The organism is Ruegeria sp. CH8 (assembly GCF_056536985.1).
Map to the genome: position 1 here is coordinate 180,852 of NZ_JBQFQR010000008.1, position 19,911 is coordinate 200,762.

Here is a 19,911-nt window from a genome sequence, read left to right on the forward strand (position 1 = left end):
CAATACGAACACGCGGATGAGGACACATGTCGCGCTTTGATGGATACTTCCTGCGGCAATTGCTGATTCTGTTCGGCTTTTTCACCCTGGTGCTGGTCGGCGTGTTCTGGATCACTCGATCTGTCAGCCTTTTTGACCGCGTAATTAGTGGCGGACAATCCGCCATGGTGTTTCTGGAATTTACCGCCTTGACCCTGCCGTCGCTGATCCGGACGGTGATGCCGATGGCTGTTTTTGCGGCCGCTGTCTATGCCACCAACCGTCTGAGCCGCGAAAGCGAGATGACGGTGATGTTGGCCACTGGCTCAAGCCCATGGCGTCTGGCGCGGGCCGTCTTTCTTTTCGGTCTGGTGGCCGGATTAATGATGGCTGCAATCAGTGTGTTCCTGCGCCCGGCCTCGATTGAGCAACTTGAACAGCGTCAGGCCGAGGTTGCTGGGGACGTCACATCGCAACTGCTGAATGAGGGCGAGTTTTTGCACCCGGCGGACGGTGTTACGGTCTATATCGGCCAGATTGATCTGGATGGCACGCTGTCAGAAGTATTTGTTTCTGACCGACGCGATGAGTTAAATCCGGTCAGCTATTCGTCAAAAACGGCGTATTTGGTCAGCAATGATACCGGCATCCACCTTGTGATGCTGGACGGGATTGCGTTGCGCTTGGATCAGCAGGGCCGAACCTTGTCCTCGACTCTGTTCGAGGATGCCTCGTACGACATATCTGAACTGACCAGTAGCAATGACATGGCCAAACGCAGTCTGGAAGCCATCCCCACGATCGAACTTTTAAAGGACCGTGATTCAATCGCTGCCGCGGAGGAATTTACCGAAGGTGAACTGATCGATGAATTGCATCAGCGGTTTTCATGGATAGCCATCTGTGTCGCCGTTGCCTTGGCCGGGTATTCGACCCTTATGCTGGGCAGCTTCTCGCGATTTGGTTTATGGCCTCAGATCTTGGGTGCCTTTACCATTCTGGTCGTGCTTGAAGGCGTGCGGGGCTTTGTGTCGCCCGTTGTAATCGACGATCCGAAGCTGTGGATGCTGCTGTACCTGCCTGCGGTTATCGGGATTGGAGTTTCGTGCCTGTTTCTGTTGGTCGCTGGACGGCCATTGATGCGAAGGCGCCACAGGGATACGCCCGCCGCGTTGTCACAGGCTTAGCCTTCTGTTCGTAGCTCGGTCAGGCAAGTGAGGATGTCATCGCTGGTAACACTGCCGCGGCGGGTCACCAGATAGAGCGGCAGCATCAGGTCCATGGATCCCGCTACCGGGGAAAGTTCCCTGGCAGTCAGGTGACTGCGTATGACGTATTCCGGGAAATAACCGGTACCACCCCGTCGAAGGACGTAGCGCAGGGCCATCATACAATTGCCCAGAAACACCGTTTGCCCTGCTGCCTGGCGTGCTGTTGAACGCACATGATCCTGATAGACTTCACCTAGTTCCAGATTGACGAAAACCGGATCGCCCTCTGTCGGAGTTTCAACCAGCATCAGACGTTCGGGGTTTAACTCATGTGACTGTATGCGCGGATCGGATGGGGTTTCATGCGTCAACGCCGCGTCCAGTACATGGGTGGCAACTGCTTCGACCATATTCAGATCGTGGTCGTAGTTCAGCGTCAGCAAAAGCTGTCCGAGGCGTTTTTCAAACCGAATGGCCAGATCAACAAGTAACGGGTCCCAGATACTAAGCTGTGCACCAAATCGCAGAGCAACCCGGTTCTGCGTTTGCGCGGGCAGGTCGTGGGACGCGAAGGTCCACAACGACAACATCTGTTCTGCATAGGGCCGAAACTGCCGCCCGAAATCGGTCAGGCTGGTACCTCCGGCGCCGCGGGTGAAAAGCGGTTTTCCAGTTTCTTCTTCTAGCAGCCGAATGCGGGCGCTGACGGCTGTCTGGGTCACGTTCAGCTTGCGTGCGGCGGCGTGGAAACCGCCGGTTTCTGCCACGCATAGAAATGTCTCGATTGCCTTGAGTTGCATATCGAAAGTATTTTTTGCTCGCTGCGATAAAATCAATTCATTTTTTTGAGTCAGCGAACTGCGTTAGCCTGACGCTAACAGATTAGCCAAAGGATCGCGCCATGCTGGACAAAAGCCACAAACCCACCTGGACCAGTTTTGAAGAAGCCACAAAAGCCGACTGGGACGCTGTCATGGAGTATGAAGAGAGCTTCAATGCCGCCCTGCCAGATCGGATTCTGGATGCAATCCGTTCGTTGGACGAAGAATGGACGCCCTACCCTGTGAACCGCTATCAACACAGCCTTCAGGCTGCGACCCGTGCGTACGAGGATGGTGCAGATGAGGAACTGGTTGTCGCGGCATTGATCCATGACACAGGCGATATCCTGTCGCCCTACAACCACGGTGAGCTGTCAGCGGCGATGATGAAACCCTATGTCAGCGAGAAAACCCACTGGATTCTCAAGCACCACTGCGTGTTTCAAGGATACTACTACAACCATCATCTGGGCGGGGACCGTAACGCGCGCGACAAGTACCGCGACAGCCCCTATTGGGAGGACTGCCGCTATTTCTGTCATGAATACGATCAGAAGGCGTTTGACCCGGACTACCCAACCAAACCGCTGGAGTTCTTTGAGCCCATGCTGCGCCGGATCCTGAACAAGGGCGAAGGGCACATGGAGCTCAATGAAACCGCAAACGATTAACAGGCGGCCATCAGGCGATAGACGATCTGAGCTGCGGTAAAGTCCCAGGCGGCATTGCCGTCCGGGGCCAGTTCAACCACGTCAAAGCCCACGCATTTGCGGCCTTTCAGGGCGTGTTCAACCAACCGCAGCGCCTGATAGTAGCCCAAGCCCCCCGGAACCGGCGTGCCGGTTGCTGGCATTTGTGACGGGTCTAACCCATCCACATCGAAGCTGACGTAAATCAGCTCGGGGAAATCCTCGGGCAGGTCGACCGCGTGGATGTTGCCGGTGACCAGTTCCTCGGCATCCACATGAAAGACATGGTTCCTCAGGCGGCTTTTGGCCTCTTCGGTGGAAAAGGCCCGAACGCCGAATTGCGCTAGTCGGATACCCTCTTCGGCCAACAGATGCATAACCGATGCGTGGGAGTGTTTCTCGCCCTGATAGGAATCGCGCAGGTCGGCATGTGCGTCAATCTGGACGATGCCAATCGGTTGGTTCAGCGCGCGCGCCACACCCATAACCGCGCCGTAGCTGAGCGAGTGTTCCCCGCCCAATGTCACAGGCACTTTGCCTGCACGTACGACGGCCTCGGTGCGCTGGGCCAGACGTTCCATGATTTCGGGAAGCGCCGCGTCGCAATCCAGTGGTGCTTCGGTGTGGATACCTTCCACGCAGGGTTCAGCGTGGCCGATGATCCGTTCCAGCTCGTTGCTGGCTTCAATGATGGCTTCGGGGCCTTTGGCCGTGCCGGACCCGTAGGACACAGTGCGCTCCAGCGGAACAGGGATCACGCGGAACCGGGCGTTTTCGGTACGCTCAAACGCCGTCAATTCGCTGTTGAGGAAAATGCTCATGAAAGTCTCTCTTTGAAGTCGTCATAGCCGAACTGTTTGATGATTTTCAGTTCGTCCGTTTCGCTGTTCCACAGGGCTATGGTGGGCAGGGGGACGCCGTTGAACGTGTTGGTCTTGACCATCGAGTAATGCGCTTGATCAAGGAAGGCAAAGCGCTGGCCGATTTCCAGCGGCTGGTTCCATGTGTAATCCCCGATCACGTCGCCCGCCAAACAGGAAGGTCCGCCCAGTCGGTAAGTGTGGCCTGCCTCGGCCTCGTCCATCAGGGCAGGGCGATAGGGGGCTTCGATCACGTCCGGCATATGACAGGTGGCCGAGATATCGGTGATGGCAAGGTTCATGCCGTTGGTGGGCAGGTCGAGAACCTCTCCGACCAGAATACCTGCGTCCAATGCGACCGCCTCGCCGGGTTCAAGATAGACATCGATGCGGTATGTCCCGCGGATGGTTTTGATGAAGGCGACCAGCCTGTCACGGTCGTAGTCGTCGCGCGTAATGTGGTGACCGCCGCCGAAATTCAGCCATTTTAGTTGGCTGAGGAACGGTTTGAGTTTCGGCTCGACAGCGGCCCATGTGCGCTGCAAGGGCTCGAACCCCTGTTCGCAGAGCGTGTGCATGTGCAGGCCGTCCACTCCGGTTAGGGTCTCGGCGGTCAGTTGGCTGACCGGCGTGCCCAGTCGCGAGCAGGGGGCGCAGGGATCGTATTTGGGGACCTCGCCTTCGGAATGTTCCGGGTTGATGCGCAGGCCGACCTGAACATTGGCGGATTGGGCCTTTGCCAGAAACCGATCCTTTTGCGCCGGAGAGTTGAAGATGATGTGGTCGGACAGCGAAAGGATTTCGTCCATGTCGGCGTCTTTGTAGCCCGCGCAGAAGGTCGCGACCTCACCTCCGTATTCCTCGCGGCCCAGACGCGCCTCGTAGATGCCGCTGGCGCAGGTGCCACCGAGATATTGGCGGATCAACGGGGCCAGGGAGAACATCGAAAACGCCTTAAGCGCGCTGAGGACATGCGCGCCGGACCGAGTGCCAATATCGGAGAGGATTGTCAGGTTCCGCTCAACAGCTTTTTCGTCGACCACGAAACACGGGGTGGGCACACGGTTGAGGTCAAAATTGCGGAAGGCTCCGGCATCACCGGCTTGTGTAGTCATCATGTCGGACATGTCCGGCGTCTCCGATTATGGGAAGGCCGGGGGCGCCGCCCGTCGCCATTGTCGCTCGGACCAATGGCGCGACAATGGCGACCCCCGGAGTATTTGGAAAAGATGAAGTCAGAATTCGACCGGGCCGTCGAGTTCATGGACCTGCCATGGCAGACCATGTTCGTTCAGCATGTCCATGAAGTCATCGGGGTCGAGTTGTTCCATGTTCCACACGCCCGGCTCTGTCCAGTTGCCTTTCAGAATCTGCGCTGCGCCGATCATCGCGGGGACGCCGGTGGTATAGCTGACGGCTTGGCTGCCAACCTCTGCGTAACACTCTTCGTGGTCGCAGATGTTGTAGATGTAGTAGGTCTTCTCGCCTGAGCCATCCTTGGCCTGACCCGTGGCGATGTCGCCGATGCAGGCCTTGCCTTTGGTTTCCGCGCCCAGATCGCCGGGATCGGGTAGCAGGGTTTTTAGGAACTGGATCGGGATGATTTCCTTGCCGTCATGCATCACTGGGTCGATGCGGGTCATGCCGACATTCTCCAGCACTTTGGCGTGAGTTATATAGGCGTCGCCGAAGGTCATCCAGAAGCGGGCGCGCTCGATCTCGGGGAAGTGAGTCGAGAGCGACTCCAGTTCCTCGTGATACATCAGGTACATGTTCTTGGGACCGATGGCGGGGAAGTCGAACTCGACCTTGTGGGTCATGGCGGGGGAGTGTTTCCACTCGCCACCTTCCCAGTGGCGGACCTCAGCCAGAACTTCGCGCAGGTTGATTTCCGGGTTGAAGTTGGTCGCGAACTCCTGATCGTTCGAGCCGCCATTAGCGTCCAGAACGTCGATTTGGCGGATAGTGTCCAGCTTGTGTTTCTTCAGCCATTTAGCGAAGACGGATGTAACGCCCGGATCGAATCCGGAACCCAGGATGGCGGTCAGGCCGGCCTCTTTGAACCGTTCTTGATAGGCCCACTGCCAGTGGTATTCGAACTTGGCCTCATCCTCGGGTTCATAGTTCGCAGTGTCGAGGTAGTGGATGCCAGCTTCAAGGCAGGCGTCCATCAGTACCAGATCCTGATAGGGCAGGGCGAGGTTCACGAGGATCTCGGCACCAGTTTCCTTAATCAGCTTGACCGTATCTTCAACCTTATAGGCGTCCAGTTCGGCTGTCGCGATATCAACACCCACGCGCTCTTTCACCGCTTTAGCGATGGTGTCGCATTTCGATTTGGTCCGGCTGGCCAGAGTGATTTCGGTGAAGATATCCGAATTCATCGCCATCTTGTGCACGGCGGCGTGGGATACGCCGCCCGCGCCGACAACCAGTGTTTTGCCACTCAAAGTTCCCATGGGGGTAATCTCCTCTCTGGGGTTATTCGTAATAGGTGTAGCCGTTGATCGAGTCGCGATAGGCGCTCATCAGGGTTTTGCGGTCCTTGGCCATCAGAGTACCGGTCGAGATCGCCTCGTCCACCATTTTGCGGAAGGCGGCGACGCAATCCTGGGGGTCAAACTCGACATAGGACAGAACCTCGGAAATCGTGTCGCCCTCTTGCTCGTGCAGCAGATCGAACCCGCCATCGGCGCGCAGGTCGATTGTGACCACGTTTGTATCGCCGAACAGGTTGTGCAAATCGCCCAGCGTTTCCTGATAGGCGCCGACGAAGAAGACGCCCATGTAGTATTCGTCGTCCTCGGGCAGAGAGTGCACCGGCAGGCTGGGCGAGACACCGTCGGCCAGAATAAACCGGTCGATCTTGCCATCGCTGTCGCAGGTGATGTCGGACAGAACCGCGCGCCGGTCCGGTGTCTGGTTCAGATTTTGCAGCGGCACAATCGGGTGCAGCTGATCAATGGCCCAGACGTCGGGCAGGGATTGAAACAGCGAGAAGTTACAGTGGTAGATGTCAGCCACTTTCTCAAGCTGGTCATCCACATCGGTTTCCATCTCGTCGCTGGCGGCCAAAGACTTGATCCGGGCCATCAGCGACAGATAAATGCGTTCCCCACGGGCCATCTGGCGTAGGTCAACATAGCCGCGGCGGAACAGGGCGCGCAGTTCGTTGCGATAGAAGTTGGCGTCGTTCCAGCATTCCTGGAGTCGGTCGCAAGAAAGATACCCCTGCACCGCCGCCAGATCCGAAAGGATATGGTGATCGTCAGCCTCGACCGCCGGGGCGGTTGCCGCGTCATAGAGTGTGCTTTCCAGCACGTTGAACACCAGCATGGACGACGTCGCCACCACCGCACGGCCGCTTTCGGTGACCAGCGTCGGGTGCGCGACTTCGGCCTCATCCATGGCATAGGCCACAGTTTCGACCACGTTGGCGCAGTATTCCTCGACCGTGTAGTTGATCGAGTTCTCAGCAGCCTTTTTCTCACCGGTATAGTCCACGCCCATGCCGCCGCCGAGGTCCAAATGGGTCAGTGGCACACCTTCACGCGTCAGTTCGGTGTAGTAGCGGCAGGCCTCGCCCACGGCGCGGCGCACGTCGTTGACGTCCTGTACCTGCGATCCAAGATGCGAATGCTGCAGCTTGAGGCAATGCAGCAGGCCAGCGCCCTTCAGCTTGTCCACGGTCGCGACCAATTGGTCAGTGTTCATGCCAAAGGCTGAACGATCACCCGAGCTTTCCTCCCACTTGCCGCTGATCTGGTTGGTCAGTTTGACCCGGACGCCGATCAGGGGTTCGATGCCCAGCTCGTTATAGACCTCGATCACCGTGTCGGCCTCTTTCGGGCTTTCCAGAACGATGACAGTGTTGAAGCCGATCTTGCGGCTGAGGATTGCCAGTTGGATGAACTCGGCATCCTTGACACCGTTGCAGACAATCAGGGCCTCGCGCGACAGGCGGTGGGCGAGGGCGATCACCAGTTCCGGTTTCGAACCGGCCTCAAGTCCGTATTCATATTTCTTGCCAAACTCGACGATCCGGTCGACGACCTGCGCCTGTTGGTTTACCTTGATCGGGAACACACCGCGATAGGTGCCCTTGTACCCAGTCCGGGCAATCGCATCGCGAAAGCTTTCGTTGATATGGGCGATCTCGTTTTCCAGATAGGAACTGATGCGCAAAAGCATCGGCGCTTTGATGCCGCGTTCGTCCAGATCGTGCAGGATGCCGGGCAGGCTGATCGCCGCCGCCTCGGGTGCCATTGGATTGCGTAGACCGATCTCGCCATCCTCCGTCACCTCGATGAGGCCCTTGCCCCATTTTTCAACCCCGTAGATAGAATGCGGTGCGTCGGGCGTCTGTTTCAATCAAGTCGGTCCTTAACGTAGGGGTGCCAGTTTAGCGCCCGCCAATACGGCAGCAGTTTGATTCGTCCAAGTGTAATCTATGCGACGGGATTTGCCGAACTTATCCGGTTGTGCGAATTGGGATCAGGTGATTGTCCCATTGGCAGTCCGATCGGGCGGAAATCTGAACCCCCAAGGATAGTGCGCCGACGATTCCGGTGCCGGCGGTGAAGACAAAGCCCATGGGCCCGGGGCCTAACCCACAGACGTCTTCCAGTGGGTGCGCGCCAACAAGCAGGCCGTCCGCGGTACTATACTGGTGCAGAGCGTTGCCACGCGGGCAGGTGATGGCAACGGTTTCGCCCTCGCCGGAAAAAGCGACGCTGCCGGCATAGCCTTGCAACGAGCTTTGCTCGGCTTCGGGGGCGGACAGAAGGTGTGGGGCTTCGCCGCGACGGTGCAGGCCCAGCAGCGGCGGATGTTGCGTCTGGTCCCCCTGCCATTGCATCGCAAACGCTACCAGACCGTCGCGCCGCACGGCCAGATGCCGGATCGAGTTCTTGTGCAGGGCTTGCGGCAGTTCCACCTGCTCAAAAGCCGTTCCGTTCAGGTCCAGATAGGACAGGCGCGGTTGCATCGTTGGCAGGTTGAGTTTGGTGCGGCCCATGTCAGGGTGGGTTTCGATGCCGCCATTGGCGATGACCAATGTCTGCCCGTCGGGCATCAGGCGCATGTCGTGCGGGCCTACGCCGCCTGAGGGGAACTCACCCATACGTCTGTAATCGGCAGCGTCCCAGATGCCGATCACGCCCTCCCCGGCCTCATAGTCGTTCTCGGTGGTGAAAAGTCGGGTGCCATCGGGCGAGAATACGCCGTGGCCATAGAAATGTCGGCCGTTGGGTGCGGTCAGCCGGGCTGTTTCACTGCCTGTTGCGCAATCAATGACCAGCGCGAAGGTTCCGGGGCGGCGGGCGAAGGCCACGGCTTGCGCCCGGAAGGGATGGGCCGCTGCCGCGTGGCCGCGTCCGGGTAGAGCGAGCGAGAACAGGATTTCTCCGCCCGTACTCAGTCCAGCCAGACGATAACTGCCATCTGGGAACAGCGCCGCTGCCAGATAATCCGGTGCGCCGACCGAGGCCCAGCCGCGCAGTGGCGTCACACTACTTGCGGCAAGTCCGGTTAGAAAACTTCGGCGGCTCGGCACGGGTCAGTCCCCATCCAATGAGTTGAACCCGGCGCTGATGCCCAATGTCGGGCCAAGCTCGGTCGAGGCGATTGCACGGATATCGTTGATCGACTGCTGTAATACCTCGACCCGGAACCGACCCGGCGGATCGGCTACGCCCGCAAGGGCCGGATCGTCCAGTGCCTGTGCGCGGGTGATGGCCTTGTCGAAGGCGCCGTCCAGGTCAACCGCTATCTCGGGGTGGTCCGCCGACAGGTGCACCGCCAGATCGCGCAGCGCGATCAGGGACAGTTCCACATGGCGCAGGGACCGATCCGAGCGCCGAGCCTCGGCGCGGTTGGGGCGGGGGCGGTCAAAGGTGCCCATTGGGCGGCCAAGGCGGGTGTCGCCGGTGAATTCCAAACCGGTGATCAGAGCCTTATACAGCTCTTGCATCGCTTCATCACCGGATCGGTAGGGGCTGTTGCCGCCCGGTTGGGTCAGCGCCATCGCAAAGCTCTCCCAATCTTCGTCCATCGCGCGGGCGTTCAGATCGATATCGGTGGCGATCGCCTGTATCAGAGCGCAACGATAGGTGCCGCTGCCCTGATCCGCAAAACGCGGGTCGTATAGCATCTGTTCCAACGCAAAGAATCCGCGTCCCGCGATTGAGGTTTCGGCAAAGGCCTCGGGGGTTTCGACGGCACTGTCCTCGGCGGCGATCAGACCGGACAGGGCCTTGGGGGTGAAGCCTTTTGTGTCCGGCCAGAATGCCAGCGCAAAGGCTCGGTCATCGGTTTCCGAGGGACCAAACCGCAAGTGGCTGACGGATATCCAGTTGTCGAACGCCGTGTGATACGCGGCGCGCAACTCGGGCGAAGTTGCGGCACAATCGGCCTGTGCCGCCTGCGTAAGCGCTCCGGTCGCGTCGGAAAGCGCGGCGAAGCCCGGTAGGACATGCTCATCGACCGTAGCGGTCAGAATTGGCCCGCGATCCTGCGCCAGCGCAGGGAAGGGCAATGTCACGGCAAGGGCAAAAGCAAGGAAACGCATGGGTCAGAGGCTTTCGAGGAAACGGATCAAGGCCTCGCGGTCTGGCTTGGGCATGGCAACAACCGTATCGCGGGCAGCCTGAGCCTCTCCACCGTGCCACAGGATGGCTTCAAGCAGGGATTGCGCGCGGCCGTCATGCAAAAACTGGGTGTGGCCTGAAACCTGCTGGGTCAGACCAACCCCCCAAAGTGGTGGTGTGCGCCATTCGCGACCCGTCGCACGGCCTTCGGGGCGGTTGTCAGCCAGACCCTCTCCCATGTCATGCAAAAGCAGGTCAGAATAGGGCCAGATCAGCTGAAAACTATGTTCGGGCCGGTCCTCCATGCGATGGGTGACAAAGGCAGGGGTATGGCAGGACACGCAACCGGTGTCGTGGAACACCTGCTTTCCGCGCAGGACCTCGGGATCATCTACATCCCGCCGCGCGGGAACGCCCAGATTGCGGCTGTAGAAGGCCACAAGGTCCATGCCAATCTGGTCAACTTCAAACACGCGGTCGTCACCATCGCCATGCGGGGCGTTCACGCAATCCGCCTGCGCGTCGGTGCAGTCGCCATAGCCCGCAGGATAGAGCGGGCTGGAAATGCCGATATCGCCCGCAAAGGCCGCAGCGGACTGCTCCATGATCGTCGGCATCCCCGCCTTGAGGCCGAACCGGCCCATCATTGGTGCATCGTATTCTTTCGACCAGACGATGTTCGGACGTCCAGAAATGCCATCTCCGTCGGCGTCATCGGGATCGGCATTTGCCAGCAGGTCCTCGACCGGGATCGCCTCAAGCAGGCCAAGGCCGATCATCTGCGGTGCCACTCGCGGGCTGAGCATGGCGTCGGGGTGCAGTGGGCCATAGCCCAGATCCGCCGCCTGATACGTCGGCTTGCGCAAGGTGACGGTTTCACCATCGGATAGGGTCACAGGGACCTCTTCATAGGTGATAACCATCCGGTATTCCGCCGGGTGGCCGGGCAGTGCCAAATCCTGCATCTGACCGCCATAGTTCGGGTCAGGCTGGGTGGCGATATAATCCTCGATCTCCTCAAAACCCTCACCGCCCGGGATCGAGACGCGCAGGAACATGGACGTCGCGTTGTCGTCGGGTCCGGCGGGCGTATGGCCGCGTCCGTCCTTGATGTGGCAGCGCTGGCAGGAGCGAGCGTTGTAGAGTGGCCCCAGCCCGTCCGACGCCAGGGTAGAAGCGGGTGAGGACACCCAAATTTTCTTGAACAGCCCGTTGCCGACCTTGAAGTCCAACTCCTGCTCAAAGCTCAAGTTGCCTGAGGGCTGCGAGAATGCATCCGCATCGGTTCGGGCGCGGACTGTCGCGGCGCCGGCGGGCAAGTCCTCAAACCGTTGCGGAGCGATGAAATCTTCCGGAGCCACAATAACATTGGTAATCCGGGCGCGCTCATCCTCGGTTCTGGGTTCAAAATTCAGGTGGAGATCCTGCAGCTCTGCTGCGAGGGGTTGGGTGGCCGCAAGGGCGACCAGCGACAGGACTGAAAGGCTATTCGCCCTCGTCCATTTTCGATGCGTTGAGTTGCGCATAATTGGCTTCGCCAATCCTTTCATACAGATCAAGCTGCGTTTCCAAGAAGTCGATATGCCCTTCTTCATCACGGAGCAATCCTTCGAACAGCGACATAGAGACGTAGTCGCCCGCCTCGCGGCAATACTCGCGCGCCTCGGCGTACAATGCGCGGGCGTCTAATTCCGCAGCCAGGTCGCATTCCAGCGTTTCCTTAGGGGTCTGGCCGATTCTCAGCGGGTCAATTTTCTGAAGGTTCGGGTGACCTTCCAGAAAAATGATACGCTCGATCAGCTTGTCCGCGTGCTCCATTTCTTCGATGGATTCTTCGCGACTTTTCTTGGCCATATGACCAAGACCCCAATCTTCCTGCAGTCGGTAATGCAACCAGTACTGGCTTACCGCAGTTAATTCATGCCGCAGGGATTTGTTGAGGTATTCTATGACCTTGGGGTCGCCCTTCATCTGATTTCTCCTGTGTGGCTCCGGCGCGCAGTGCGCGGAGTTGCATGGGTACTTCCAGATTATCGCTCGATCGCATCGTGTCTAGAAAAAGCGGCATACAGCCACCACAGTCTGCGGATTTCCCAAGAGCGTGATAGACTTTTCCGGGTGTAATTATCGCTTGTTCGTCTGACGCCCGCATCCAGTCGATGGCGGCACGGATTTCGTGGTCAGTTATGTTCGTGCAGTGACATACGATCATGGCGATTCTATGCTCGGTAGATTTCTTACTCAATTAGTAAGTTATTTTCTTTGCGTCCAGTCACAATTTAGCGTGACCAAGTAACCGGAAGCATGAAATCACCCACGCTTCCGGCCAAGGGTTGGTTTACTGGAAAACCGCGTCCGGGTTGTCCAGGCTGTCCGAACCTTCGAAATCGATCTGATCCAGTTCCAGCGCATTCACGATGCGTTCGATAGTCTTGGTCTGATCGACTAGGCCGTCAACGCCGGCCATGATCAGCAGCTCACCGCCTTCGTTGCCGCGTTCCAGCATCTGGTCATAGGCAAAACCGGCCTCGGCGGTCGATTTCAGACGACCGAGCGCCTGCATGGTTTTGGCCAGTTTGACCTTCATTTCAGCGTCCAGCGACGGATCGGAAGCGATTACCAGATCCGACAGCGACGCGCCGCTGACCGGGGTTCCATCGATACGAGTGTAGCTGCCCAGATAGACGTTCTGAACGCCCAGGCCATCGTAGTAGTGGCTGTTGTGGGTGTTGTCCGAGAAGCAATCATGCTCTTCTTCGGGATCGTTCAACATCAGGCCCAGACGCATCCGCTCACCAGCTTGCTCGCCATAGGACAGCGAACCCATGCCAGTCAGGATGGCGGTCACACCTGCGGTTTCGTCCGCAGATAGCGCGGCGCGTGCTTCGCCACCTTCCGCCCATTGTGCGGCCATCCATTCCAGATCGCTGACCAGCAGCTCCGTCGCCGCATTCAGGTACTGAGCGCGGCGATCGCAGTTGCCGCCGGTGCAGTCGTCACCCTGAACATAGTCGGTGTAAGGACGGTTGCCCGCACCTGCGCCGTGGCCGTTCATGTCCTGACCCCACAGCAGGAATTCGATGGCGTGGTAACCGGTAGCGACGTTTGCCTCGATCCCGTCTGCTTCGTGCAGGGTTTCGCCCAGCAGTTCCGGAGTGATTTCGCTAGCGTCGATGGTTTCGCCAGACAACTCAAAGCTGGGGTTGGCGATCACGTTCAGCGCGGCAAACTCGTTTTCGTCGGTCGGACCGCCGTAATTCGCGTCGACATAGTCGATCAGGCCTTCATCCAGCGGCCACGCATTCACCTTGCCTTCCCAGTCATCAACGATTGCGTTGCCGAAACGGTAGACTTCGGTCTGCTGGTAAGGTACGCGCGCGGCAACCCAAGCGGCGCGAGCCGCGTTTAGGGTGGCGTCGGACGGTTCGGCGATCAGGGCGTTAACGGCTTCTTGCAGGGTTTTGGCAGCGATCAGGCTGTCATCGTATTTGGCTTCGGCAATATTTGCATAGGTGTTCAGAACATCCGCCTTCGACGGAGCATCAGCCGCAACGGCTGCGGATGCGATGCCAAGGGTCAGTGCGCTGGTGGCGGCAAAAAATCGGGTCATGAGAGTGACACTTTCCTGTCAGAAACAAATTCACTGGCGTCGCCTTTGCGACGTGTACGGCGAGATAACTGAGTGATTTAGTCACCTATGTCAACCTGAGTTTTATAGTCGGAAAAATTCACCTAGTTCTTTTTCCTCCCCATTTTTGGTGGGGCATTGCGGTGCGACCCGAGATTGCGCCGATTTTGAAACGCATTAGTATAAACTTCGTGATTCCTTGGTAGGTGGTGCCTGTTTATGAGAAGCGTAGCTCTCGCCCTGACTCTGATCCCCACAGTCGCTTTGTCGCAGACGCAAGCCGGGATTGAGCATGAACACGGCACGGGTCGTCTGGATATCGTAGTATCAGGGGCTGAGTTTTCCTTGTCGTTGGCAGTACCCGCCGCAGATATCATTGGATTTGAGCGACCGGCGGAAACCGATGAAGATCGGACCTTGGTCGCTGGTGCTATTTCCGATCTGTCCAAACCGCTGGAATTGTTTCTAATGCCAGAAGAGGCTGCGTGCTTTACGGCGACGGCCAATGTCACTCTGTTGGCGGAAGGGTTTGGTCCGGAATCTGACGCCGCCCAGCCGACAGATCACGACCAGCACACCGAATTTCAGGCGGATTACCAGATACAATGTCAGGCGATTGAGGCGATTGAGGCAGTCCGTTTCGCCTACTTCGAACGTTTTCCAAACGCCCGGAAACTGGTTGTGCAGATCGAACAGTCCGGTGAAACTCAGGCGCACGAAGTCACGCGCTCCATGCCGACTCTTCCCTTTTAGTCAAAAGTTCCAGCGGCATTTTTGCCAGAGCCGGGCAACGCCGACCTGCTTGACGGGCAGGATAGGTTCCCCTCACTGAAAAACACAAAAGAACAGCAGAAGCCGGACTTCAATTCGCTGAGTGCCTAGAGAGAGCGGCGGTAACGGGCTGTCCGCATCGCCGAGGCGGGCGTTTTGTTCGGTGCGGCAACGAACTCTAGGTCAAGAGAGAGCCAGGTCGAGCCCTTGGATTGGTATAGGGTGGTTTGATTTAACGAGACAGGGACTGCTAGGTTCCAGACTCATTGAATTTCGGAGCCATAAGATGGCTGCAGCTGCGAACGCGATGGCCGAAAAGAATACCTTCGGGCATCGGTCGTGACGGGTTGCAAAGCGTCGCCTATCCTTCAATCGACTAAACATGATCTCAATGCGGTTGCGGCGCTTGTATCTGCGTTTGTCGTGTCGGACAGGCTTGTCACGTGACTTCCTGCCGGGGATGCATGGGCGTATCCCTCTGTCCTTCAAAGCGTCTCGGAACCAATCGGCATCGTAACCTTGATCAGCAATCATCCAATCTGCGGCTGGTAAGCTGCCCAGAAGTGCCCTGGCGCCCGTGTAGTCACTGATCCGACCGGCAGTCATGAATAGCCGGATGGGGCGACCAGAAGCATTGGGGGCGCTATGCAACTTAGTGTTCATTCCGCCCTTGGTGCGCACAATCAGACGTCCGCGCCCCTTTTTTAACCGCAGGTTCGAAGCCGTGCGATGGGCCTTCAGATACTTGCGCAGGCTCACCCGAACGAATGGCGTTCGCCTGCTCACATCGATCATGATCGCTTTGTGATCGGAATGCCGGCGGCCAGTCAAAACAAGTTACTCATCACACCTCTTGAAGTTCAGGAGCTTGAATCAGCTCGGCCCAGCTATTGAAACCAAACCAATGGGTCCAGGGCCTAGCGAACCGGGCCTTCAAATACTGAGCGACGAATTCCGGCTCAGAGCCCATTGCTGACATCTTACAAAAGGAAGAGTGCGACATTTTTATGGCGGGCCGAGGTCTGCCTGGAAGTCAGTAGCGCCGCAGCTCCGATGCTTAAGCCGGTACTTTCTACAAAGCCATCAACTCAATCCGACCATTTCCTTTGATGACGGACATGCAGAGTGCAACAACCAGCTAACCCGGTAAATTCAAAAAATGCTATATTACTATTATTAAATTGTTATGTTGGTGCCATGAACTCGCTCGCCAGAATAACAAGAGGGATAGGCGTCGCCTTTAGGGATGGTAGGGTGAAGGGCCTTCTTGCCTTCACTACAGGTATGATCCTTTGGGCGTCTGTATTCTATCATTATGTTGAAGGATGGAGTTGGCTCGATTCCATCTACTTCTCTGTTGTGACAATTTCGACCGTTGGCTTTGGGGACTTCTCTCCTGAAACGGCGGCAGGGAAGATTTTTACGATGGTATATATCATCGTTGGCCTTGGTGTTTTCGTTACTGCAGCGACCACGGTTGCGGATACAATTCTGTCTCAAGACGACGAAAAGGCGGACAAATAGACGATACGCAGCCGGACGAAAGCCGGATTCCTTCCCGGAAAAAGCCTAAACCAATGGCTCGTGCCACTGCTCGGAAAAGCCCGCCATTACAAGCTTTTATGGGGATTGTTGATAAATAATATACATATATTGTTTTTTGAGTGTAACATTTGGAAAACAATGGAGGGATGGTATGGAAAAGACACAGGACGCGAAGATTGTCGATCTCGCAATACGATTGCTTTTTCTTGGATTATTTCTCTACAGCGCTTTGGTCATGGTCGCCCCGCTGGCGAGCGTGGTGATCTGGGCGACGATCCTTTGCGTGGCGCTTTACCCGGTATTTGATTGGTTGCAGTCCAAATTGGGAGGACGAAAAAAGCTTGCGGCGACAATCTTGGTTTTGTTGGGCCTTGTGTTGACCTTAGGACCCGTCGCAACGGCAGTGTCTGGTGCTGCTGAACTGGGATCTGATTTTGCAGAGCAAGCTGACAGTGGCGAACTTAAAATTCCTCCGGCTCCGGAAGGTTTAAAGGAGCTGCCTTTGGTCGGAGACAAAATCGCAGATGTCTGGACAATGTTTGAACGCAATCTGGACGGTGCGCTTGCAAAATACGGCGCGCAAATCCTTGAGATCACCAAATCTCTCTTTGGCAAGGTATTGGGCATTGGAATAGGGTTGTTGGGACTTGCGCTTTCTGTGCTGATTATGGGCGCACTGTTCAGCCCCGGGCCGGACCTCGTACAGGGTCTTCAGCGATTTGCTAATCGTGTCTTCGCGCCGCGCGGGGGTGAGTTCGTTACGTTGGCTGGCGCTACGATCCGCAATGTCACCAAAGGCGTAATTGGTGTCGCCGCGATTCAAGCCGTCGTCGTTTGGCTGCTGTTGGTTCTGTTCGGGATTTCTTCGGCCGCCACTTTGGCCTTCATCTGCCTGATCCTCTCTATCATCCAAATTGGACCAGGTTTGGTGCTGTTGCCGGTAATCATTTACGCATGGAGCACAATGTCGGGGGGGACCGCGTTGATCTTTACCATACTGGCTGTGCCAGTGACGATCATGGACAGCTTCCTGCGCCCCGTTTTCATTTCCAAAGGCCTTGAGACACCCATGCTGGTGATCCTCATCGGAGTCCTCGGCGGCATGATGGCTTATGGTTTGATTGGTATTTTCATGGGGCCCGTTCTGTTCGCTGTCTTCTATGAGTTGTTCAAGGTCTGGATCGATGCCCCCGCTGAGGCCAACGACGCTGCTGAAGGAGCAGCGAAATGAAAAAGACGATCTGGACCACACTTGCGATCATTCTCTTTTTCCTGGTCTGGTACCTTGTCGCTGACCGAAAGACCCCGTTTACCGGAAATGCCCGAGTAAAAGCCATCGCCACCCAAATCGTTCCGCAGGTCACCGGTACGGTGACCGAGGTCCTGGTCGAAAACGGTCAGGTCGTTTCGGCAGGAGATGTTCTGGTCCGGATCGACGCCAGACCGTACGAGATTGAACGCGCCAAAGCGCAAGCCGATCTTGAAGCCGCCACACAGGAAGTGGGTGCCTCTTCGGCAGAGGTAAGTGCTGCGCAAGCCAAACTGGCCAGAGCTCAGAGTGATCTCGACACGATGCGCATACAGACCGAACGTGTGTTTGCACTCGAGAAGAAAGGGCTGATTGCCGTCTCAAAGGCCGATGATGCGCGCGGGCAACTGGCAGAGTCCGAGGCCAATTTTGAAAACGCCCAGGCAGATTTGGAAAAAGCCAAGCAAAGGCTCGGCGATGACGGAATTGAAAACCCGAAAATCCAACGTGCATTGGCTGCCTTGGCGGATGCCGAGCTTAACCTTGAATGGACAGAGCTGCGCGCTCCCGCAACTGGTGTCGTGTCCAACCTTTTGATCGCGCCGGGGACATATGCACGGTCCGGCCAAGATCTTTTGACGTTTCTGGACGCAACAGACATTTGGGTCGAGGCATATTTCACCGAAAACAACCTTGGTAGGGCGTCGGTTGGTTCTCCTGTTGATGTGGTGCTGGACATGCATCCGGGTCAAATCGTTCCGGGTGTTATTGAAAGTTTCAGTGCCGCCGTTTCACTGAGTGGTGGGGATGAGCCCGGCCAACTGGCAAGCCCGCCAAGCACCAAAGGATTTTTGCGCGAACCCGAGCGGTTCCCGGTGCGGATCGTCTTGCCCGGCTACGAGGCAGGCAATGCCGAGGATGATCTTCGCTTTCAGTTGAACGGACAGGCGGACGTGATCATGTACCTCAGCGACAATTCACTGCTAAACACGGTCGGTCGCGCCTACATTCGTTTGGTTTCGATCCTGTCCTATGCGTATTGAGGACAAGCGCTCCGTCACGCGGCTCGCGCTTGGCGTGACAGGTGTGTTTTCGTTGGGGTTGTTTCTAGGCTGGCCACTGGCCGTTGTCGGGGCAGTGTTTACTGCGCTGTTTCTTCAGGCACCCGCCGCGCTTCCTTTGGCGGCGTTTGGCAAGCTTTTCGTCTTCTCTATTGGGCTGATGTTCATTTCCTTCCTGCTTTCATCGGTATTCGCGCCATACCCCGTCGTGTTTCTCATTTTGGTGGCAATCGGAATCATTCTGTCTTTCACTTGGTCGGTTTCGGGCGCTGGAGTTTTGCCTGGTGTCATAGCCCTAATGGGGGCATTGATGATCCCGAACCTGGTGTTGCAGTCGCAAGACCTAGCTTTGGTGCTTGTGTTTTGGATCCCTATGAACCTTCTTTTTGCCGGTTTCGTATCGACACTGATGTTTGTGCTGATACCCGCTGAACCCCAAACACCTGCCGAGAAGAAAGCAGCCGCTTCGCCCGACTTTGATTCATATCGCCGGGTTGTAAGAATGTCGCTTGTCACAGTTCCCTTTGCCATTGCGTTCTTCGTGTCCGGTGCATCGGCACTTTTGGTTCTGTTTTTTGTGGCGCTTCTCAGTCAGCAACTTGCAGCAATGCCAGCGATGGGAAAAACCGTCGCCAAAGCGATGCTGACAGCGAACCTTTTAGGGGCCGCAGTGTCGATCATTTACTATGAAGTAAATGTGATTGCCCCAGTTTTTTTGACGCCTGTCCTGTTGTGCTTTTTCCTTTGCATAACGCTCGGCGCACTCGGAAAGTCGCAAGTGCCGCTCGCCGCCGCCGCCGGGTCGGCAATCACGACTACTTTGATCGTCTACGGCGGCTCAATAGCACCTTTCTCCGATGAGGCTGACGTGAAAAGCATTACGCGCGTGCTGCAAGTTGCCAGCGCCGCGATCTTTGTAATTGTCGCATATATCGTGGTAGACGAGTTTTGGCCGGAAAAGAAACAACAGGGTTCGTCAGAGGCCTGACGCAGAATGCTCAAACTCAGGTACGCGGCTGCCCCGGAAAAAAATCTGGATCTTCCCTACAACACGACCGGGCGAACTTATGGTCAACGCAACCAGGATTCTGGGCTTTGACGGTCGCGATCTGGATGTCACAAACCCGGTAGCACGGGGCGCTCTAAGCGCAGGCACGCGCCACTAACGATACCCCTGTAAGGATTCATGGTGTCCCGAAAGGGCGTCCCAATGCTAAGAAATCCGGATCGAACGAATGCCGAAATTGATGAAGGCGCATCGAATGTCGGCTATGTCCGCGACCTGCGAATTCGTTGAGCGTTGACTTTGCTCGCGCAGCAAACGGCAGGTTCGGCGGGCCGCTGCGCAGCAATCGGATACTCCTTTGGACTGCAGCGAAGGGCCGCCCTCAATGGTCAAGCGAAGTCGGACGGGAAATTTCCGCATTGGCTCCAACTCGCAACGAGCCGATTTTGACGAGCGCTGAGCGACTAACAACAGAAAGTTTTTTGAAACCCAACCGATGTAACA

Annotated in this window: 18 protein-coding genes and 1 pseudogene; 7 read left to right on the plus strand and 12 right to left on the minus strand. The window is 57.0% G+C overall.

Features of this window, described 5'->3' with window-relative positions; genetic code table 11:
* Positions 1-26: 26 nt before the first annotated feature.
* Positions 27-1,166, plus strand: coding sequence for an LPS export ABC transporter permease LptF (gene lptF / locus ACR0ER_RS11530; RefSeq protein WP_480769037.1), 1,140 nt, complete (start codon positions 27-29; stop codon positions 1,164-1,166).
* On the opposite strand, the gene ACR0ER_RS11535 is transcribed toward lptF, so the two are convergent.
* Complete coding sequence (locus ACR0ER_RS11535; protein WP_480769038.1) at positions 1,163-1,990, minus strand: LysR family transcriptional regulator; 828 nt, start codon at positions 1,988-1,990, stop codon at positions 1,163-1,165. The two genes, lptF and ACR0ER_RS11535, sit on opposite strands and share 4 nt — an antisense overlap.
* 101 nt (positions 1,991-2,091) lie before the next feature.
* Between ACR0ER_RS11535 and ACR0ER_RS11540 the strand changes: the two genes are divergently transcribed.
* Positions 2,092-2,682 (plus strand): HD domain-containing protein, encoded by a 591-nt coding sequence (locus tag ACR0ER_RS11540; RefSeq protein WP_480769039.1) that lies wholly within the window; start codon positions 2,092-2,094, stop codon positions 2,680-2,682.
* Here the strand turns inward: ACR0ER_RS11540 and speB are convergent.
* The 10 genes from speB to ACR0ER_RS11590 all read right to left on the minus strand — a co-directional run bounded on the left by speB (position 2,679) and on the right by ACR0ER_RS11590 (position 13,757).
* Complete coding sequence (gene speB, locus ACR0ER_RS11545; protein WP_480769040.1) at positions 2,679-3,521, minus strand: agmatinase; 843 nt, start codon at positions 3,519-3,521, stop codon at positions 2,679-2,681. The two genes, ACR0ER_RS11540 and speB, sit on opposite strands and share 4 nt — an antisense overlap.
* On the minus strand, positions 3,518-4,687 hold the full coding sequence (gene nspC, locus ACR0ER_RS11550) for a carboxynorspermidine decarboxylase (RefSeq protein ID WP_480769041.1): 1,170 nt from the start codon (positions 4,685-4,687) through the stop codon (positions 3,518-3,520). The genes speB and nspC overlap by 4 nt, the downstream gene beginning before the upstream one ends.
* 108 nt (positions 4,688-4,795) lie before the next feature.
* The gene (locus ACR0ER_RS11555; protein WP_480769042.1) at positions 4,796-6,019 is read right to left on the minus strand and encodes a saccharopine dehydrogenase family protein; all 1,224 of its coding nucleotides are present in this window, start codon (positions 6,017-6,019) and stop codon (positions 4,796-4,798) included.
* A gap of 22 nt (positions 6,020-6,041) precedes the next feature.
* Positions 6,042-7,931 carry a biosynthetic arginine decarboxylase gene (gene speA, locus ACR0ER_RS11560; protein WP_480769043.1) on the minus strand — a complete coding sequence of 630 codons (1,890 nt, stop codon included), beginning with the start codon at positions 7,929-7,931 and terminating at the stop codon, positions 6,042-6,044.
* Between the two features lie 100 nt (positions 7,932-8,031).
* Complete coding sequence (locus ACR0ER_RS11565; protein ID WP_480769044.1) at positions 8,032-9,114, minus strand: DUF1513 domain-containing protein; 1,083 nt, start codon at positions 9,112-9,114, stop codon at positions 8,032-8,034.
* A 3-nt stretch (positions 9,115-9,117) separates the two neighbouring features.
* Positions 9,118-10,128 carry an imelysin family protein gene (locus ACR0ER_RS11570; RefSeq protein WP_480769045.1) on the minus strand — a complete coding sequence of 337 codons (1,011 nt, stop codon included), beginning with the start codon at positions 10,126-10,128 and terminating at the stop codon, positions 9,118-9,120.
* Between the two features lie 3 nt (positions 10,129-10,131).
* A complete protein-coding gene (locus ACR0ER_RS11575; protein WP_480769046.1) occupies positions 10,132-11,673 on the minus strand; it encodes a di-heme oxidoreductase family protein in 1,542 nt (513 codons plus the stop codon).
* Complete coding sequence (gene bfr / locus ACR0ER_RS11580) at positions 11,633-12,118, minus strand: bacterioferritin (RefSeq protein WP_480769047.1); 486 nt, start codon at positions 12,116-12,118, stop codon at positions 11,633-11,635. The genes ACR0ER_RS11575 and bfr overlap by 41 nt, the downstream gene beginning before the upstream one ends.
* Complete coding sequence (locus ACR0ER_RS11585; protein WP_480769096.1) at positions 12,066-12,359, minus strand: (2Fe-2S)-binding protein; 294 nt, start codon at positions 12,357-12,359, stop codon at positions 12,066-12,068. The genes bfr and ACR0ER_RS11585 overlap by 53 nt, the downstream gene beginning before the upstream one ends.
* Positions 12,360-12,485: 126 nt before the next feature.
* Positions 12,486-13,757 (minus strand): imelysin family protein, encoded by a 1,272-nt coding sequence (locus tag ACR0ER_RS11590; RefSeq protein ID WP_480769048.1) that lies wholly within the window; start codon positions 13,755-13,757, stop codon positions 12,486-12,488.
* Between the two features lie 237 nt (positions 13,758-13,994).
* On the opposite strand from ACR0ER_RS11590, the gene ACR0ER_RS11595 reads away from it, so the two are divergent.
* On the plus strand, positions 13,995-14,528 hold the full coding sequence (locus ACR0ER_RS11595) for a ZrgA family zinc uptake protein (RefSeq protein WP_480769049.1): 534 nt from the start codon (positions 13,995-13,997) through the stop codon (positions 14,526-14,528).
* Positions 14,529-14,822: 294 nt separating this feature from the next.
* On the opposite strand, the pseudogene ACR0ER_RS11600 reads toward ACR0ER_RS11595, so the two are convergent.
* Positions 14,823-15,359, minus strand: a pseudogene (locus tag ACR0ER_RS11600) (IS5 family transposase); the annotation flags it as partial.
* 312 nt (positions 15,360-15,671) lie between these two features.
* Here ACR0ER_RS11600 and ACR0ER_RS11605 point away from each other — a divergent pair.
* The 4 genes from ACR0ER_RS11605 (at position 15,672) to ACR0ER_RS11620 (ending at position 19,389) form a co-directional block, all read left to right on the plus strand.
* Positions 15,672-16,070, plus strand: coding sequence for a potassium channel family protein (locus ACR0ER_RS11605; RefSeq protein WP_480769050.1), 399 nt, complete (start codon positions 15,672-15,674; stop codon positions 16,068-16,070).
* Between the two features lie 172 nt (positions 16,071-16,242).
* Positions 16,243-17,322 (plus strand): AI-2E family transporter, encoded by a 1,080-nt coding sequence (locus ACR0ER_RS11610; RefSeq protein WP_480769051.1) that lies wholly within the window; start codon positions 16,243-16,245, stop codon positions 17,320-17,322.
* Entirely contained in the window at positions 17,319-18,383 is a 1,065-nt protein-coding gene (locus ACR0ER_RS11615) for an HlyD family secretion protein (protein WP_480769052.1), read from the plus strand. The genes ACR0ER_RS11610 and ACR0ER_RS11615 overlap by 4 nt, the downstream gene beginning before the upstream one ends.
* A complete protein-coding gene (locus ACR0ER_RS11620; RefSeq protein ID WP_480769053.1) occupies positions 18,373-19,389 on the plus strand; it encodes a DUF2955 domain-containing protein in 1,017 nt (338 codons plus the stop codon). The genes ACR0ER_RS11615 and ACR0ER_RS11620 overlap by 11 nt, the downstream gene beginning before the upstream one ends.
* Positions 19,390-19,911 lie beyond the last annotated feature (522 nt).

What these genes read in the sequence shown, in the direction of transcription:
- lptF (WP_480769037.1), top strand. Translation starts at nt 27, where the DNA reads ATGTCGCGCTTTGATGGATACTTCCTGCGGCAATTGCTGATTCTGTTC.
- ACR0ER_RS11535 (WP_480769038.1), bottom strand. Translation starts at nt 1,990, where the DNA reads ATGCAACTCAAGGCAATCGAGACATTTCTATGCGTGGCAGAAACCGGC.
- ACR0ER_RS11540 (WP_480769039.1), top strand. Translation starts at nt 2,092, where the DNA reads ATGCTGGACAAAAGCCACAAACCCACCTGGACCAGTTTTGAAGAAGCC.
- speB (WP_480769040.1), bottom strand. Translation starts at nt 3,521, where the DNA reads ATGAGCATTTTCCTCAACAGCGAATTGACGGCGTTTGAGCGTACCGAA.
- nspC (WP_480769041.1), bottom strand. Translation starts at nt 4,687, where the DNA reads ATGTCCGACATGATGACTACACAAGCCGGTGATGCCGGAGCCTTCCGC.
- ACR0ER_RS11555 (WP_480769042.1), bottom strand. Translation starts at nt 6,019, where the DNA reads ATGGGAACTTTGAGTGGCAAAACACTGGTTGTCGGCGCGGGCGGCGTA.
- ACR0ER_RS11570 (WP_480769045.1), bottom strand. Translation starts at nt 10,128, where the DNA reads ATGCGTTTCCTTGCTTTTGCCCTTGCCGTGACATTGCCCTTCCCTGCG.
- ACR0ER_RS11575 (WP_480769046.1), bottom strand. Translation starts at nt 11,673, where the DNA reads ATGCGCAACTCAACGCATCGAAAATGGACGAGGGCGAATAGCCTTTCA.
- bfr (WP_480769047.1), bottom strand. Translation starts at nt 12,118, where the DNA reads ATGAAGGGCGACCCCAAGGTCATAGAATACCTCAACAAATCCCTGCGG.
- ACR0ER_RS11585 (WP_480769096.1), bottom strand. Translation starts at nt 12,359, where the DNA reads ATGATCGTATGTCACTGCACGAACATAACTGACCACGAAATCCGTGCC.
- ACR0ER_RS11590 (WP_480769048.1), bottom strand. Translation starts at nt 13,757, where the DNA reads ATGACCCGATTTTTTGCCGCCACCAGCGCACTGACCCTTGGCATCGCA.
- ACR0ER_RS11595 (WP_480769049.1), top strand. Translation starts at nt 13,995, where the DNA reads ATGAGAAGCGTAGCTCTCGCCCTGACTCTGATCCCCACAGTCGCTTTG.
- ACR0ER_RS11610 (WP_480769051.1), top strand. Translation starts at nt 16,243, where the DNA reads ATGGAAAAGACACAGGACGCGAAGATTGTCGATCTCGCAATACGATTG.
- ACR0ER_RS11615 (WP_480769052.1), top strand. Translation starts at nt 17,319, where the DNA reads ATGAAAAAGACGATCTGGACCACACTTGCGATCATTCTCTTTTTCCTG.
- ACR0ER_RS11620 (WP_480769053.1), top strand. Translation starts at nt 18,373, where the DNA reads ATGCGTATTGAGGACAAGCGCTCCGTCACGCGGCTCGCGCTTGGCGTG.